Below are 17,369 nucleotides of genomic sequence, written 5' to 3'. Positions count from 1 at the left end.
TCATGGCACGATTTTTTATCGATCGTCCGGTATTTGCTTGGGTTCTCGCGATTCTAACGATGTTGGCGGGGGTAATGTCATTATTCAATTTACCCGTCTCGCAATACCCAACGATTTCACCGACGACGATCACCATCAGTGCTCGCTATCCAGGTGCATCTGCAAAAACCGTTGAAGACTCGGTAACGCAGGTTATCGAGCAAAACATGACAGGATTAGATTACCTTCGCTACCTATCATCGAGCAGTGATGCATTTGGTAATGCGACAATTACCCTGACGTTTGATAGCGAAGCTGACCCTGATATCGCGCAAGTACAGGTGCAGAACAAACTACAATTGGCATTGACTTCATTGCCGATGGAGGTACAAAACCAAGGTATTGTCGTCAATAAATCCAATACGGCATTTCTCATGGTTGTCGCAGTTTATTCTGAAGATCCTGACTTTACAGAAAACGATATCGGCGACTTTGTTGTAACGAATATTCAAGACCCGATAAGTCGTGTAACTGGCGTAGGACAAGTGCAGGCGTTTGGTGCGCAGTATGCGATGCGAGTTTGGCTGGATCCATTTAAGCTTACGCAGTTCAACTTGACCGCAATCGATGTAGCGAACGCGATCAGTGAACAGAACGCGCAAGTTTCTTCAGGTCAACTGGGTGCGGCACCTGCGCAGGAAGGTCAGTTGTTGAATGCTACGATTTCTTCTGCAAGTCGTTTGAGCAGTGTAGAAGAGTTCCAAGACATCATTCTTAAGTCCGACGCCAGTGGTTCGAATGTTTATTTGAAAGATGTAGCTCGCGTTGAGCGTGGTGCAGAAAGTTATGATATTCGAGGCCAATATAATGGCTTCCCAGCATCGGGGTTAGGTATTTCATTAGGTACTGGCGCAAACGCGCTTGAGACAGCCAATGCGGTGAAAGAGCGTTTAGAACAACTGAGTGCAACGTTCCCAGAAGGGTTGCAGATTGCTTACCCATTTGAAACAACGCCATTCGTCAAAGCCTCGATTCAAGAAGTGGTTAAAACGCTATTAGAAGCCATTCTTCTTGTGTTCTTAATCATGTACCTGTTCTTGCAGAACTTCCGTGCGACGATCATTCCAACGATCGCAGTGCCTGTCGTATTGCTCGGAACCTTCGCTATTTTGTACGCGACTGGATTTAGCGTAAACACGTTAACCATGTTCGCGATGGTTCTGGCTATCGGTTTGCTGGTGGACGATGCCATCGTTGTGGTGGAAAACGTCGAGCGTGTGATGCATGAAGATGGTTTAGAGCCCAAAGAAGCGACCAAAAAATCGATGGGGCAGATCACTGGTGCCTTGATTGGTGTGGGTTTGACGCTTTCAGCGGTATTCGTCCCTATGGCGTTTATGTCTGGTTCTACCGGGGTTATTTACCGTCAGTTCTCGATAACTATTGTGGCGGCTATGACGCTTTCCGTTTTGGTTGCGATAATTCTGACTCCAGCATTGTGTGCTACGTTGCTGAAAAAAGGCGATGCTGAGCTTCTAGAGAAGAAAGGTTTCTTTGGCTGGTTTAACCGCAAGTTTGATGCGATGACAGCTGGCTATGAAACCGGTGTTGCTAAACTTCTAAAACGCACAGGTCGCATGTTGGTTGTATTTTTGGCAATGAGTGCAGGTGCTGGCTGGTTATTTATGAACCTTCCAACGTCATTTTTGCCAGATGAAGACCAAGGCACAGTATTCTCAATGGCTATTTTGCCGCCTAACTCAACACAAGAACAGACGGAAAAAACACTTGAGAAAATGCGTGACTTTTACCTAGTAGACGAAAAAGACAATGTAAAGTCTGTCTTCTCCGTTGCTGGATTTAGTTTCGCAGGCCAAGGCCAAAACATGGGGATGGCATTTATCGGTCTGAAAGATTGGTCAGAGCGTGAAGCGCCGGGTGCTGATGCAGCTTCCATTACGGGTCGAGCGATGGGGTACTTCTCAACCATCAAAGAAGCACTGGTCTTTGCATTTGCACCTCCTGCGATTCAAGAATTGGGTAACTCGACAGGCTTTGATTTCTATCTTCAAGATTCGTTGAACAAAGGTCACGACGCATTAGTTGCGGCTCAAGGTCAACTTCTGGGCATGGCAGCACAAAACCCGAAACTTGTCGGTGTTCGTCCAAACGGTCAGGCAGATGCGCCAATGTACAAAGTGAACATTGACCACGTCAAACTTCGTGCTTTGGATGTCAGTATCAATGACGTAAACCAAATCCTGTCAGCTGCATGGGGCGGGGCTTACATTAACGATTATATTGACCGCGGTCGTGTGAAGAAAGTGATGGTGCAAAGTGATGCGGAATACCGCATGCAGCCAAAAGACTTCGATTCATGGTACGTACGCAACGCTAAAGGAGAGATGGTACCTTTCTCTGCTTTTGCGAGTGGTGAGTGGACCTATGGTTCTCCTCTTTTGCAGCGCTTTGATGGTTTGCCAGCAATGAACATTCAAGGCGGCGCAGCTCCTGGTGTAAGTACTGGTGAAGCCATGGAAGAAATTGAAGCAATGGTAGAAAAGCTACCAGAAGGTTTCACGGTGAACTGGAATGGTATTTCGTATGAAGAGCGCCTTTCCGGAAACCAAGCGCCAATGCTATATGCGCTATCTATCCTCGTCGTATTCTTAGTTCTTGCCGCTTTGTATGAAAGTTGGTCAGTACCTTTCGCCGTGGTGTTAGTTGTTCCTCTTGGTGTGCTTGGTGCTGTGCTTGCGGTAATGACGCGCAGTATGGATAACGATGTGTTCTTCCAGGTGAGCTTATTAACGACGGTCGGCTTGGCAACCAAAAACGCGATTCTGATTGTTGAGTTTGCAAAGGACTACTATGAGAAAGGCGCTGGGCTTATCGAAGCAACCTTACATGCTGTTCGCGTTCGTCTGCGCCCAATTATCATGACATCGCTTGCTTTTGGTTTGGGTGTGGTACCACTTGCTATCAGTTCAGGTGTGGGATCGGCAGGTCAAAACGCAGTGGGTACCGGCGTACTTGGTGGCATGATCAGTGCCACGATATTGGGTATATTCTTCGTCCCAATCTTCTTTGTGGTGGTTGAGCGATTGTTTGATCGACGTGCGAGAAAAGAATCGGAGGCAGAGTTGTCTGAGACTAATCCTAAACCGGCTCAGCAAAGCGAGTAAGACTTGGTTGCTGTAACTAAGTTATACTGGTGATAATAAACACAATAAAAGGGCGCTTCGGCGCTCTTTATTTTATGTTTTCACTTGGTGGTTACCGTCTATGACGCGAGCCTGAAAGACGGCGTGTTGTGTGCAGTATCAGCACAGCCTTTTCGACCGAATGAAAGCCTAAAGAAGAAAAACGACGATGAAAGATCAGAAAATTTCCCCAATTTCCGTTTTGGATCAAAGCCCTATGTTTGTCTGCGGTGTGATGCAGCGCATGTACCGCAATCGTGCCCAAGCCGAGCTCTCTCGGCAAAATTTGATGACACTAGAAATGGCAAGTGCACTGGCCGCTTTAGAAGAATTTCAACCTATGAGCCAGCAAGCGTTAGCTGATGCGGTTCGAACTGAGCGAAGTGTAGCAAAGCGGATGGTGGACAATCTGGAAAAGAGAGGGTTTGTTCAAGTTTCTAAAAGTAAATCGAATCAGCGCCTTAAAATGCTAAGCATGACAAAAGAGGGGGCAAATGCTTTAAAGCAAGTTCATCAAATCATGACGAATTTACAGAAAGAGTTTTTTTCTTGTTTGTCGGAATCTGAAGCGAGTGAATTTTTTCGTCTGGTAAGAAAGCTCACTTTTGCGAATCACGACCAGTAACTGACATCAATGCCGTTTAGCGTCTTTATTTTATCGCAGACCAATTATATTAAGTTGTAGAACTTAAGAAATAGGATGCCCAACGTACAGGTCACGGTAGAAAGCACCGTAGTGAGTGCGATGATATTTGCGGCTAATGTGGCATTGCCCCCCATGGAACGCGCCATGACATAGCTGGCAGCAGCGACTGGAGAGGCGTTCATAAAGAAAAGAATACCTAGCTCAATTCCTCGAAATCCTACTAAGTAAGCTCCCATGGTGATGATGACTGGCGCTACGATGAGCTTGTAACTGCTCGCAAACCAAGATGGACCTTTCTCTTTTCTCATCAAGCTAAAGTCAAGTGAGCCACCCGTACACAACAGCGCCAAAGGCAATGTCATTTTGGACAAGTAGTCTCCTGCGTCAATAACCACATTCGGTACTGGAATAGCGAGTAAATAAAAAGCCATTCCTAGAACAATGGAGATTATGAGCGGATTCCTAGTCAGTGTTCGGCCCATCATCTTTGCTGCTTGCGAGGCAGACGTTGCCCCCTTAGGCGATAAGCAAATTACCGCTTGGACGTTATAAATAAATGTGGTGACCGCGACATAGAGCGCTGCTAGCGCCACACCTTGAGAACCATACGCATTGGCAACGTAAGCGATACCAATAATACCTGTATTTGCTCGGAACCCACCTTGGATGAGAACGCCTTGGTCAGGCGATGCTTTGAACAGAAGTTTGACGGAAAGGTAGGTGAAAATGAAAAACGAAATACTAGCGATGACGCCGAAATTGACGAATCCACTTGCCGCGGAAAAGTCGTGTTCTGAAGCCACAATGCTGACAAATAACATTGCAGGCAAGGTAACTTGAAACACCAGTTTAGAGCCTACTTCGATAAAATTATCGTTGATTAGACCAAAGCGCTTAAAAAGAACGCCAAGTACCAACATCAAACAGATAGGTCCGGTTATCGACAAAGAGAATTGCAACTGATGTAAAACAGCTTCCATGTAAGTATCCGCAGCAAAAGAAAAAAGTGTTCCTGTTGCCTATTAAGCCACAAACCCGGAGGGTAGGACAGTAACGTGATGAAATTTTCTTCTGTTGTAGGTTCCGGAGTCATTTACACTCCAAGTTATGGACGAGGTCCCAATTTAACAAAGCGGTACTGGTCCTACGTGCGATATGTTGGTTAACTCGTTGTCGTGATGCATCCACATGCGTATTAGATGTGAGGGCTGGTCATCGTAGTTATGGATAGGAGTTCATCAATGAAAAGGAAACACAACAAAACTGTACTGTGTGCGTTTGTCTCTGGTTCGGTATTTGGTGCGGTTTTGGTCATTGCGATGTCTTTACCAATGTAATCCTCTTAATTGGCTGTTGGAACACTCACTCTAATTCAGTACAAAACAGATTGAGTTCTGCGGTGTGTGCTGTTAGTTTAAAAAACATGAAAATACACGTTCGCCCTTCATTAACAACCTTCTCTTGGTGGCGCTCTAAATAGAGCGGCGCGGAATACTTACATTCTTAAGCTGCTGGATGGTAGCTAAGAGTGTTTGATCTTTTTATCTCCAGTAGCGATCTATTAAATACTTGGAGACAAATATGAATAGCCATAAAAATACATCTCAGCGTGAAATTATACTTACCGGAGATCTAGCAACAGGTCCATTACACCTAGGGCACTATATTGGTTCATTGCAACAACGAGTCAAATTGCAAACGGAGCACGAGCAAACGATCTTGGTTGCGGACATGCAAGGGCTGACGGATAACGCGCATAACCCATCAAAGGTATCCTCTAATATTCTCAATGTCGTTGCAGATTATTTGGCTGTTGGTATCAACCCCACTCAAACTACGATCACGTTGCAGTCTCAAATTCCAGCGTTAGCCGAGTTGACAATGTATTACAGTAATCTTGTTTCTATCGCACGATTAGAGCGAAACCCCACGGTTAAAAATGAGATTCAAAGTAAAGGCTTTGAACGCTCTATTCCCGCAGGCTTTTTAACGTATCCAATTTCTCAAGCTGCTGATATTACGGGGTTTCATGCGACGCTAGTACCAGTGGGTGATGATCAGCTGCCGATGTTGGAGCAAACTAATGAAATCGTAAGAAAAATAAACCATCTAGGTGGAAAAGAGGTTCTTAGAGAATGCCGTCCATTACTTAGCGATGCACCTCGTTTGCCGAGTACTGACGGTAAAAATAAGATGTCTAAAAGCATGGGGAACGCAATCAACTTAGGGGCCTCCGAAAAGGAGATTTCCGCGGCAGTGAAATCTATGTATACCGATCCCAATCATCTGAAAATTGAGGACCCTGGCCAAGTCGAAGGGAATATTGTATTTATCTACCTCGATGCTTTTCATCCTGATAAAAATTATGTCGAACAGCTAAAAGACCATTATCGACGAGGTGGGTTAGGTGATGGTTTGACCAAGAAAGTGTTAGAAGAATGCTTACAAGAGATGCTTCGCCCTATTCGAGAAAAGCGCGCTATGTATTTGAATGATAAAGCGCAGCTGATTGATATTTTAAAACAAGGTAGTGAGCGTTCTCGCGAGAAAACCGAAAAAGTGCTATTTGATGTGAAAGATGTATTTGGTTTAAATTTGTTCTGAATTAAAAGTAGAGAGTTGAACATAAGGCACGACGGCTGGTTAGCAACGTGCCTTTTTAAGTTCTCAGTCAGTCAAAGCGCATTGTTAAGAAGAAAAAAATTCACGACGAAAATCCGCGACTTCTTGTTGGTAATAGCTTTGCCATTCCGGTTCTGACAAATGTGAATGGCTAGAGGCTCTTTGCGTTCTTAGTTTGGACTCAAGTTGCTGTAATGCTTGTTGATAATCTTTGACTCGTTTTTTTTGCTCTGTAATTTGCTGCTGACGAGCATGAATGTTTTTACTTTCTTCTTTCGTTAAGTAAGTTCGTTCTAGCTCTGCGATGAGCGCCAAGCGATCTGGTAGGCTTATACTATTAGGAATCAGGGTGACCGCACGCTCATATTTTTCCTGGTCGCTTGTTAGCCCGATCGCACCTGCATGTTCTTGCCAGTCAATGGTGAGTTGCTCGAAAGCTCGCAAAAAGTTATCTGGGCTTTGAGTGTCCAGCTTTTGGGCTTCTAAGTTGAAATCGTACAGCGCGAACTCATCCGCGAAAACAACATCAGCCAATTCTCCCCAGATGCTTCTTGCTTCGTTCTTCAGCTGTGCAATACGCGACGCCAGTGATTGTTGCTCATCAAATAACAAATTTCCTACACTCTCTTGCCATTGGCTGCTGAGCTGAGGGTAGTTCGCCAAAAGCTGGAATCGAGCTGAAGATAAATGCGCCTCAAACAAGGCGACCTGCTCTTCACAACTACGGTTCAACATACACTCTTGCCAAAACGTCTCAAGTTGGGCGACAAGTTTCCTGCCTTTGAGTTGAGTTAATCGCTCAGTCGTTATTTGAACTGTGGAAGGGAGCTTAGCTGTTTGTGGTGAAGTATCTGTATCGGGCACGATGCTGCTTGTTTGTGGTGATGTACTGGAGACACTCTGATTTTTTGTCTTAGGGAAAGGAGAGGAAGCGAGCTCTTCTTTTTGAACATCGTGACTGAAAGTTAAAAATATCATGCCCGCCATAATGGCGGACATGATTATCAAAGCGATTTTCTTCATGGCTTGATTGTTGCGCTTACTGGGAAATGGTCAGAAAGGTTATAGTGTTTCCATAAACTCTCTGCGGTTGTGCGCGGCACGTCTACACGGTTGTCATTGAATGATTTCACCCCGTATTCACTACTCACCATAACATAGTCAAGGTATTCCACGTTTTCGCCACCTGATAACGCTTCACCTGCAAAGTTATTGATACGGGGATCAAAGGTTGACTCCGTGTAACCAGAGTACTGAGGTTCGATGGCGCTTAAGTTAGCGATCATTTGTTGGTAGTCACCAGGGAACTTTCTTTTGTTTACGTTAAAGTCGCCGCTGTATACCACAGTTTCGCTTGAAGGAATGTCAAGAGATTGGGCGAGTGCGCGGATTTGTTTGAACTGGCGCTGACGATACTCACGGGCGGTGTCTGTATCGAAAGATGCGGTATGGGTAGCAAACACATGGTAAGCCTGACCACCTTTAATTATTTCCGCATAATTTACGCCTTTATCGGCAAAGCAGTCTGTACCAGAGCAATCGGGAAAGACATATTGCGCTTCATTCACGATAGGGTAGCGACTAACTATGATTACGCCACCATCATGAATATTAACGCCTTCTTTATCTAACATCTTTGTTTGGTAAGGATATTCCTTGGCTAACTCACGTAAGAATGCTTCACGACCGCTGGCAAACACCTCTTGCAGCGCCAAAACATCGTAACCTTTTACATGTTGAGGAATCAGTTCGTAACGATCTCCAATGTGCGATGCAATAGCCGTCAACGCCCAGATGTTATAAGTCATCAACTTAAGGTTTTGTTCTTCATTGTCGACAGACTCCGCTACCTTGCTTGGCGTGATGGTGTAGTAAAGATCATCATATCGAGCGGTACTGTCTGACTTAAATGCCAGTTCGGTTTCTCTCGCACCAAAAGCGTTAGTGTTGGCACGATGAATGTTACGATCATCTTTGAGAGATAACTCGACATCGGCTGCGGATAAGCCGTATTCAATGGTCGAATTGTACCAATGGCCTTCCATTATTTGATTGAGTGTTATGCTTTCACCTTCGGGGCTAGAAACCACCGTTTCAAAACGGTAAGTTTGATTTGATTTCACGCCCTCCCAGCGGTTGAAGCTTAATACAGATTTAGTTTCCCACGGACCAAGTACCTGCACATGTTGTTGCCACTCTTCTCCGTATTGAAGCAAATCACTGCCTTCATGTTTTACTTGAATAGTTAACGGTTGATCAGAGTTATTCGTTAGGTAAACGTCGGTATCTGCAATGCTGGGTAACGCTATCAAGCTACTTGATAAAAGGCTCCACTGCGAAAATTTCATCTTCTTTTTCCATCATTTGAACTAGAGCAATCATTCTTGTTTATAAATATTACTTGCACGTTAAATATGGATGACATCGAAGCCAGTACTGAAAATTGTTATCAGAATGTGATCTTTATTCAATGGTGAGGAGTCGGGGTAGAGAGTTAATGGTTGCTTGAGCGGCTGTAAATAATAGCGATGGTTAACGAATCGCACTCACTGCAATCAAGTTGTCATCTTTGCTCTATAAGTTGTGCGGCGTCATTCATCTAGCCATATGGCTAGAACTCAAATTGATAGATGGAGCACCATGGCTAGAGCAGTAAATCCAACCGATGAAACCATCATTAAATTGTTACAAGAGCAAGGTCTGATTAGAAGTGAAGCAGAAGCGCGTTTAAAGAAAGAGGTGTACCGCTTGCAACCTAATGAGATAGCAAAAGTAAAAAATTATGCCCAGCATTTTGGGATAAATGCGAAAGAAAAGCTCATAGATGAGATCTTGGATCTGCGCCGAGAAGCGCTCATGAAAAGATGTAGACACAATACGGAGCATACGAGCCTATCTCTAAAATAGCATGTGATAAAACTATCAATTACTGGTCAAGATTTGATCTCTCAAGCCGATGTATATAAGAGCGTTCAATGATATCGAGCGCAAAAACAGTGTGTTTTAGAGGTTAAGCTTTCACTTAAGTGAGAGGTTTGGAAAGGCTGCGGGGAGAAAGTGCATGCGTATTAAAGACTTAAGTGTCGTAAAGAAAATATCGGTTAGTTATTTAACCGTTTTTGCCGTGTTTGGTTTAGTGTCAGTAATGTTGGTGCAAGGTTTGTTAACACTGAATAAAGACATCTCAGTGTTAACAGATAAAAGTTTACCTTCTGTTGCGATTTTGAAAGGTATCCAAGTTGATATTACTAAAGTGCGTAAAGATGAGTTCTCTTTATTGCCAAACGCAAATCACCCCAAAATTGGTGAGTGGTTAAAAGGCCTCGACCAATGGCGTTCTGATGTGCAGGCTGGTATTGCAGAATACGAAAAGCTCGACCTTAATAAGCGTGAAACGCAGTCATTTAGCGTTTTTAAAGAAACTTGGAATCAATACATCAAAGAAACGAAGACTTACAATGCACTGCTAAGCCAAGGCGATGCTGAAAGTGCAAATGATGTGATTTTATCGAGTTTCGATACCTACTCAAAAGCGTTGAGCAGCTTGGATGATACCCTCGCGTTGAACGATGAGTTGGTGAATTTGATTGGTGAAGAAGTACAAAGTGAAGCGGCATTTACACAATACAGCGCTGCTGTTGGTGCGCTCGTCGTCGCATTGGTCATGGTAATGTCTGCCATGTTGCTTTCTCGAGTCATTTGCGGGCCTGTTGATCGAGCATTGGAATTCGCTTCTAAAATCGCCAAGGGTCAATTGAATAATCAAATCGACGAAAGTGAATTGAGCAAAGACGAGTTAGGAACGTTGCTTAAAGAGCTTGTCGGTATGCAAACAAACTTACATTCGCTGGTTTCTGAGATTAATGACTCAACGATTCAGCTAACGGCAGCAGTAGAGGAAGTGAGTGCTATTTCTTCTCAGACCGCCTCTGGTATGCAAAATCAACAAATTGAACTTAGCTCGGTGGCTTCTGCGATGACAGAGATGCAAGCTGCTGTAAGTGAAGTGGCACAAAATACCGAAGTTGGCGCAACCTCTGCTTATTCGGCTGCGGAAGTGGCAAAGCAAGGAACGGCGACGTTACAACAAACTATCGCAGTAATTGAGCGTGTATCACATACGATCCAAGAATCAGATGAACTGGCACGTGAGCTTGAATCGAGCTCAAACAATATCAATGTGGTCGTCGATGTGATCCGCGGGATTGCCGAGCAAACAAACTTGTTAGCACTGAACGCCGCAATTGAAGCCGCTCGGGCTGGTGAACAAGGACGTGGGTTTGCTGTTGTGGCAGATGAGGTTCGTTCTCTGGCGCAACGCACTCAAGACTCCACTTCACAAATTGTGGAAATTGTTAATCAGCTACAAGAGAGCAGCAGTAAAATAGGGCATTCAAGCCGTGATTGTCAGGAGGGTATTTCTCAGTGTGTTGAGCAAGTTAATGACGCTGATAGCCAGATAAAAGAAATTGAACATTCTGTCGATAACATAGCGCAAATGAGCACACAAATCGCAACGGCGTGCAGTGAGCAGAATTCTGTATCCGAAGAGCTGAATCGCAGTGTGGAGCATATTAATAGTGCTTCAACAGAGATGGCTGAGGGAGCTTCACAAACGGCTGTGGCTTGTCAGCAGATTAGTAGCCTAGCGCACAACTTGAAAACTCGAATGGGTTCATTCCAGCTCTAGTTGTTGTGTTTCAGCTTTATTCCTAACCTCATTGCTACAATAAATAAGCCGGACGAAATGTCCGGCTTATTTATTCTCTGTCTATATAAGTTCAGAGTATGCTCAACCTTGGGAGAATATGCTCGCTAGGCTGGGATACCACTGTGAAACTTAAAATCTGTATCTGGCGTAGAAATTAAATCTGCCTCTATACGTCCAAAGTAGGCGATGCGCTCGCTGATATCTTTGCCTGCGATTTGCTCCGCTAATACAAGATAATCCTGGTAATGGCGTGCTTCTGAACGTAATAAAGAAATGTAGAACTTTGCGATATCGTCATCCATATGTGGTGCTAGTTTGGCAAAACGCTCACAAGATCGGGCTTCGATGTACGCACCAATGATGAGTTTATCGATCAGCGTTTCTGGCTCATGAGTCTTCATATGCGAAATCAGTCCTTTAGCATAGCGACTTGCTGGAATATTTTTATACTCAATTCCACGACTTTCTATGATCTCTAAAACTTGATAAAAGTGGTGTAACTCCTCTTTTATCAAAAGCACCATCTTATCGATCAAATCTTGGCTGTATGGTGAGTCGGACTTAGCCATGATTGACTTAGAAATATTGCTCTTGCCTTTTAAAGTTTCCAATGAGCCTACGTTACGGTAAGCAAAATCTTCGTAGGGCTTAAACCAGTCAAGTAGAGCATGTGAACTGGATTGGTCAACGGCATACTTACGAATTAAAAACATGGCAGATTGGCCTGCTTTTAGTTCGCACAGTAGGTGGTCTAACAAAATGGTTTGAAGGTTCTCTGGTTTCTTTGCTTCCTCTACCCATTCATCAGGTGTACTGCATTGCAGAAATTGGTTAATGGGAGCAAGAAGATCTTGATAGGCGTCTAGATTCATCATTTTAGTTTTAGTACTTCACATTTTTATTGGGCATATCCGTTGTCTTGCGGATAGAAAAAAGGCTGCAATTGCAGCCTTTTTTGACCTGAAGTGAATGTTACCACTTTTTCTTCTCGCCGAAGAGAGCTTCCATGTCATTGTCACGCTCTTTGTCAGCAATCTGCTGCATTTCGGCATCGCTTTTATCTTGGCGCTTTTTATCTAAGTCACCTAACATCTCTTCAAGCTTTTGTTTCGCTTGAATAGAATAAGGATCGCTCTTAGTGCTCAAAGCATCGATACCTTTACGCAGCAGTTGAAGTGCGGTGCCTGGTTGACCACGAGCGATAGAGTCATTTGCTCTTTTGATGACATTTTCAATGTTGATGCGAATTTGCATCGTTTCCAAGCGCGCATTTTCAGTGACGTAAGTCTGGGTATCCAATCGGCCTTTGTTGTGCTCGTTACGGATAGTGTCGCGAAGTCGTTTAACCAGCTTAAGCATGACGATAGCTTGTTTGTCACTACTCGGCATCTTGAAAGTGGTACTCTCGCCAGTAGGACCATTCTCTTTTAGCTGCGTAATCTGCTGCTTCATATTTTCGATACGTTGAGCAAGTTGCTTGTTCTTCGGGTCCAGCTCATGCATGCTCTCTAGCGCGTCAAGAATACGATTGTTTAGACACAGCAACAGCTCTTTACTAAAAGGGATATGGTGCGCATGACCAATCAACTCTTCAGTACCATCTATCAAGGCTACATATCGCGCTGATTCCTGCCTTTTTGCGGTTTCAACTTTAACCTTATATTGCAACATAATGTTATAGCCTAGGATTAACACCAGTAGGATGGCTACCAAAGCGATTATTAAACCAATATTCATATCTTTGCGTCTGCTTTACTTTTCTGCGGCTAGCGTTAAAGAATACATGAATCTTATCTTACTCGGCACCTTATTTGTTTGATTATTTTGTCTCTCCCACGTTTTAGTTACTGATAGAAGTCACATCATAGAAATTCGGTCATTTATTGGCTCAACTTTGTGCATATTGTTTCTTGCTTGAAGATTATTAGTATGTGATTGAGGTATAAGTTAGAAATTGCTGTTCATTTCGATTTGAACGCGTTATAACTAATTATTATATCGCTCGCTTGAGTGGCCAATAAACTCTCTCATGAATAAGTAAGGGATTACGATGAAACTGCAGCAGCTGAAGTATATTGTTGAGGTTGTAAACCATAATCTGAATGTATCTGCAACGGCGGAAAGCTTATATACCTCTCAGCCAGGTATCAGTAAACAGGTTCGGTTGCTGGAAGATGAGTTAGGCATTCAGATTTTTGAACGTAGCGGTAAGCACTTAACGCAAGTGACGCCAGCTGGTGAAGAAATTGTACGTATCTCGCAAGAAATTCTCGCTCGTGTAGAAAGTATCAAAGCGGTGGCTGGAGAGCACACCCATCCAGAAATGGGGACGCTGAATATCACCACGACACATACGCAGGCTCGTTATGCACTGCCAGATGTCATCAAAGGTTTTACTTCTCGTTATCCAAAAGTGTCGTTACACATGCACCAAGGTACACCGTCACAAATGTCTGAGGCGATAGCTAAAGGCACAGCGAATTTTGCGATTGCGACAGAAGCGCTTCACTTATATCAAGATGCCATCATGCTGCCTTGTTATCACTGGAATCGTTCAATAGTTGTGCCTAAAGACCACCCACTAGCGAAGAAAGACAAAGTAACGATCAGTGATCTTGCCGCTTACCCATTAGTCACTTACGTGTTCGGTTTTACTGGCCGTTCAGAGCTGGATACAGCATTCAACCGCGAAGGTTTAACCCCGCGAGTGGTGTTCACTGCAACTGATGCAGACGTCATTAAAACTTACGTTCGTATGGGTATTGGTGTGGGTGTGATTGCAAGCATGGCTGTGGATGAAGAGCAGGACGGTGACTTGGTTGCAATAGATGCGAGCCATTTGTTTGGCGCGAGCACCACGAGCATCGGCTTCCGCCGTGGTACATTCTTACGCTCTTACATGTTCGATTTTATGGAGCGTTTTGCACCGCACTTAACGCGTCCAGTGGTTGAGCAGGCGATTTCGTTGAAGTCTAATGCAGAAATCGAAGAGATGTTTAAAGACATCGAGCTTCCGGTGAGATAACACTTCATTGATGTTTCGATTCCCTCTACAATGCGCTCGTTGTAGGGGGAGTTATGAAAACGCAATTTCAATTTATTAATGACTGCTTAATCGAAAACCAATCTTTGTGGCGATTCGAGCCTTTTAAAAGCAGCATTCACACATCATTACCTTGGCAGGAGCAACATCCTCGACTGTGCCAATGGCTAGCGTCTCTTACTCCCTCTCAAATCGAAGAATACAAAGCAGCACCAGAACTCGCGTTAAAAGCACTTAGTCCGTTTTTGCCTGAGCTTGAACAACTCGCAGAACTGACTCATTTAGAGCTTTTGTCGTTAAACGGCTTGGAACTCGCTCGTGGTTTAGATAACGGTATTCCGGGACGTAAGTTGGAGCAAATTAGCTCGATGGGTGAAGCTGCAATTCAACAACACTGTGGCGAAGAATGGCTAGAATGGTGCTCAGGTAAAGGTTACTTGGGGCGAATCCTGACAACGCAAACCGATCAGCCTGTAACCAGCTTTGAATACCAACAAGCACTGTGCGATTCGGGGCAACAAGCAGCCAATGAACATCATTGGAAGATGACGTTTATTCAAGGCGACGCGTTTGATAGCAAAGCGAAAGCCGTGTTTAAGCCAACGCAACACGCAGTAGCACTGCATGCATGCGGTGACCTTCACGTTCGTCTAATGCAGTACGGCAGTGAAAATGGGATTGCTGCGATGACCATATCACCTTGTTGTTACCACTTGATTCAGTCGGAACAATACCAGCCGATGTCGGAATCGGGCAGGGCTTCTTCTCTCTCATTGTCTAAGCAAGAACTGCGTATCCCATTACAACAAACGGTGACGGGAGGAGAGCGCGTGCGTCGTCATCGTCAGCAGGAAATGATGTTTCGTCTTGGGTTTGATTTGATCACGCGACAAGCTTTGGGAATGGCAGAGTATCAGCCTGTGCCGAGTATCCGTAAGTCGCAATTAAGTGATGGTTTTGAATCGTTCTGTCGCTGGGCAGCGGAGCAAAAAGGCATTGTTCTTCCTCAAGAAATCGATTTCTCTCATTTTGAAAAGTTAAGCGAACAACGCTTCTGGCAAATGGAGAGAATGAGCTTAGTGCAACTTGTTTTTCAACGTCCGTTGGAGATCTGGCTCGCATTAGATAAAGTGCTTTATCTTGAAGAACGTGGTTACCGTGTTAGATTGTCAGAGTTTTGCCCTAAATCGGTCACACCTAGAAATATTTTAATTTGTGCATATAAGATTTAGTTATTCTTTATAGCCAAACGCTCTATATGAAAAAGCCCACTTATGAGTGGGCTTTTGTAAACAAAACGTGACAAGTTATGTTTTATTTTGTCATTAATTAAACATAGCGATAGCTTGAGTTGGTTCAACGTATTCCAAGTCAAAGCTTTCTGCTACTTCTTTACACGTTACTTTTCCGTGAATAACGTTTAGACCTTCAAGGAAGCCTTTATCTTCTAGAAGTGCTTCGCGGTAGCCTTTATTTGCTAACTTCACGATGTATGGAAGTGTAGCGTTGTTGAGTGCAAATGTTGAAGTGCGAGCAACTGCGCCAGGCATATTTGCTACACAGTAGTGAACCACTTCATCAACGATGTAAGTTGGATCTGCGTGAGTTGTCGCGTGCGAAGTTTCGAAACAACCGCCTTGGTCAATTGCCACGTCAACCACTGCCGCACCAGGCTTCATCTTAGCAATGTGCTCTTTAGTGACCAGTTTAGGTGCTGCTGCGCCAGGAATTAGAACGGCACCGATAACAAGGTCCGCTTCTAGAACATGCTTCTCGATAGCGTCTTCAGTAGAATAAACCACTTTTGCGCGACCTTGGAATTCTTCGTCAAGCTTACGAAGTGTGTCTACGTTACGGTCTAGAATGGTGACGTCAGCGCGAAGGCCAACCGCCATACGAGCAGCGTTTGCACCAACAACGCCACCACCAACGATAACGACTTTTGCAGGTTCAACACCAGGTACGCCGCCTAGGAGCAGACCACGACCGCCGTGCGATTTTTCCAACGTTTGCGCGCCAGCTTGGATAGACATCCGACCTGCCACTTCTGACATTGGTGCTAACAGTGGCAAACGACCCATATTATCTGTTACAGTCTCATAGGCTATACAGACAGCTTTGCTCTTGATTAGCTCATCAGTTTGTGGAAAATCTGGTGCTAGGTGTAAATAAGTAAATAAAATTTGCCCTTCGCGGAGCATTGCTCTCTCTACTGCTTGGGGTTCTTTTACTTTTACAATCATGTCTGCTTGCGCAAATACGTCAGCAGCATGAGGGAGAATGGATGCGCCGACAGCGATGTAATCATCGTCTGAAAAACCAATGCCGGCACCTGCATTGGTCTCAACTAAAACTTGGTGACCATGTGAGATGAGTTCTCTCACGCTAGCTGGGATCATACCAACACGATATTCGTGATTCTTGATTTCCTTAGGTACGCCAATGATCATCCTGTATCCTCTTTCTATAATGGTTGTATTAACTGTTAGTAGGGTGTTATTGTCGAATTAATAACTAGTATAGTTATAGATTTGTAAAATTTGGCACCAAATATTAAAAAGTTGTAGTATATTTTTTTGCAAGGAAGTAATAAGGTGGAATAAAAAATGGCAGACAACTATAAAAAGCCGTCCAAGGAACTAGACCGTATCGACCGCAACATTCTTAATGAGCTGCAGAAAGACGGTCGTATTTCAAACGTTGAGCTTTCAAAACGTGTGGGACTTTCTCCAACGCCATGTTTGGAGCGTGTACGTCGCTTAGAGCGTCAGGGTTATATCACAGGGTATACTGCATTATTGAATCCGCAGTTCCTGGATGCATCACTATTAGTATTCGTTGAGATTACGCTAAACCGTGGTGCGCCGGATGTGTTTGAGCAGTTTAACTCAGCTGTTCAAAAGCTAGACGACATACAAGAGTGTCATCTTGTTTCAGGTGACTTTGACTATCTTCTTAAAACCCGTGTATCAGATATGGGTGCTTACCGCCGACTATTGGGCGATACGTTACTACGTCTACCTGGCGTAAATGACACTCGCACATACGTTGTTATGGAAGAAGTGAAACAATCTAACCAGCTTGTGATCAAAACTCGTTAATTTCTTGCAAAGAAAGCGGTATATGCTTCCGCTTTCGCCAGAGAGTAATTGGGTTTTTCTCCTT

The 17,369-nt window shown here is 44.1% G+C and carries 14 protein-coding genes; 8 read left to right on the top strand and 6 right to left on the bottom strand.

Annotated elements, in window-relative coordinates; genetic code table 11:
- The first annotated feature begins 2 nt into the window (after positions 1 to 2).
- Together UQW94_RS17205 and UQW94_RS17200 are read left to right on the top strand one after the other, a co-directional pair.
- Positions 3 to 3,164 carry an efflux RND transporter permease subunit gene (locus UQW94_RS17205; RefSeq protein WP_104978956.1) on the top strand — a complete coding sequence of 1,054 codons (3,162 nt, stop codon included), beginning with the start codon at positions 3 to 5 and terminating at the stop codon, positions 3,162 to 3,164.
- Positions 3,165 to 3,351: 187 nt separating this feature from the next.
- Entirely contained in the window at positions 3,352 to 3,807 is a 456-nt protein-coding gene (locus tag UQW94_RS17200) for a MarR family winged helix-turn-helix transcriptional regulator (protein WP_017635039.1), read from the top strand.
- A 44-nt stretch (positions 3,808 to 3,851) separates the two neighbouring features.
- On the opposite strand, the gene UQW94_RS17195 is transcribed toward UQW94_RS17200, so the two are convergent.
- A complete protein-coding gene (locus tag UQW94_RS17195) occupies positions 3,852 to 4,808 on the bottom strand; it encodes an AEC family transporter (RefSeq protein WP_005388415.1) in 957 nt (318 codons plus the stop codon).
- A 601-nt stretch (positions 4,809 to 5,409) separates the two neighbouring features.
- Here UQW94_RS17195 and trpS point away from each other — a divergent pair.
- On the top strand, positions 5,410 to 6,432 hold the full coding sequence (gene trpS / locus UQW94_RS17190) for a tryptophan--tRNA ligase (protein WP_322142435.1): 1,023 nt from the start codon (positions 5,410 to 5,412) through the stop codon (positions 6,430 to 6,432).
- Positions 6,433 to 6,516: 84 nt separating this feature from the next.
- Here trpS and UQW94_RS17185 read toward each other — a convergent pair whose 3' ends face one another.
- On the bottom strand, positions 6,517 to 7,473 hold the full coding sequence (locus tag UQW94_RS17185) for an ATP-dependent dsDNA exonuclease (RefSeq protein WP_206954037.1): 957 nt from the start codon (positions 7,471 to 7,473) through the stop codon (positions 6,517 to 6,519).
- Entirely contained in the window at positions 7,470 to 8,798 is a 1,329-nt protein-coding gene (locus UQW94_RS17180) for a sphingomyelin phosphodiesterase (RefSeq protein ID WP_322142434.1), read from the bottom strand. Before UQW94_RS17180 ends, UQW94_RS17185 begins: the two co-directional genes overlap by 4 nt.
- A 292-nt stretch (positions 8,799 to 9,090) precedes the next feature.
- On the opposite strand from UQW94_RS17180, the gene UQW94_RS17175 reads away from it, so the two are divergent.
- Entirely contained in the window at positions 9,091 to 9,357 is a 267-nt protein-coding gene (locus UQW94_RS17175) for a hypothetical protein (RefSeq protein WP_005388970.1), read from the top strand.
- Positions 9,358 to 9,511: 154 nt separating this feature from the next.
- Complete coding sequence (locus tag UQW94_RS17170; protein WP_047100808.1) at positions 9,512 to 11,140, top strand: methyl-accepting chemotaxis protein; 1,629 nt, start codon at positions 9,512 to 9,514, stop codon at positions 11,138 to 11,140.
- Positions 11,141 to 11,265: 125 nt separating this feature from the next.
- Here the strand turns inward: UQW94_RS17170 and miaE are convergent, their stop codons facing one another.
- Both miaE and UQW94_RS17160 read right to left on the bottom strand, forming a co-directional pair.
- Positions 11,266 to 12,036, bottom strand: a complete 771-nt coding sequence (gene miaE / locus UQW94_RS17165) for a tRNA isopentenyl-2-thiomethyl-A-37 hydroxylase MiaE (RefSeq protein WP_322142433.1) — start codon at positions 12,034 to 12,036, stop codon at positions 11,266 to 11,268.
- Between the two features lie 97 nt (positions 12,037 to 12,133).
- Positions 12,134 to 12,898 carry a hypothetical protein gene (locus UQW94_RS17160; RefSeq protein ID WP_005378247.1) on the bottom strand — a complete coding sequence of 255 codons (765 nt, stop codon included), beginning with the start codon at positions 12,896 to 12,898 and terminating at the stop codon, positions 12,134 to 12,136.
- A 313-nt stretch (positions 12,899 to 13,211) separates the two neighbouring features.
- On the opposite strand from UQW94_RS17160, the gene cysB reads away from it, so the two are divergent.
- Positions 13,212 to 14,186 carry an HTH-type transcriptional regulator CysB gene (gene cysB, locus UQW94_RS17155; RefSeq protein ID WP_005388967.1) on the top strand — a complete coding sequence of 325 codons (975 nt, stop codon included), beginning with the start codon at positions 13,212 to 13,214 and terminating at the stop codon, positions 14,184 to 14,186.
- A gap of 53 nt (positions 14,187 to 14,239) precedes the next feature.
- A complete protein-coding gene (locus UQW94_RS17150; RefSeq protein ID WP_171342743.1) occupies positions 14,240 to 15,436 on the top strand; it encodes a methyltransferase in 1,197 nt (398 codons plus the stop codon).
- A 93-nt stretch (positions 15,437 to 15,529) separates the two neighbouring features.
- On the opposite strand, the gene ald is transcribed toward UQW94_RS17150, so the two are convergent.
- Complete coding sequence (gene ald / locus UQW94_RS17145) at positions 15,530 to 16,654, bottom strand: alanine dehydrogenase (protein WP_005378241.1); 1,125 nt, start codon at positions 16,652 to 16,654, stop codon at positions 15,530 to 15,532.
- Positions 16,655 to 16,810: 156 nt separating this feature from the next.
- Between ald and lrp the strand changes: the two genes are divergently transcribed.
- Positions 16,811 to 17,305, top strand: a complete 495-nt coding sequence (gene lrp / locus UQW94_RS17140) for a leucine-responsive transcriptional regulator Lrp (RefSeq protein ID WP_005378234.1) — start codon at positions 16,811 to 16,813, stop codon at positions 17,303 to 17,305.
- Positions 17,306 to 17,369: the final 64 nt, after the last annotated feature.

The organism is Vibrio sp. PBL-C16 (assembly GCF_034321865.1).
In the GTDB taxonomy this organism is placed as follows: Bacteria; Pseudomonadota; Gammaproteobacteria; order Enterobacterales; family Vibrionaceae; genus Vibrio; species Vibrio alginolyticus.
This window is presented reverse-complemented; position numbering and strand designations above follow the sequence as displayed.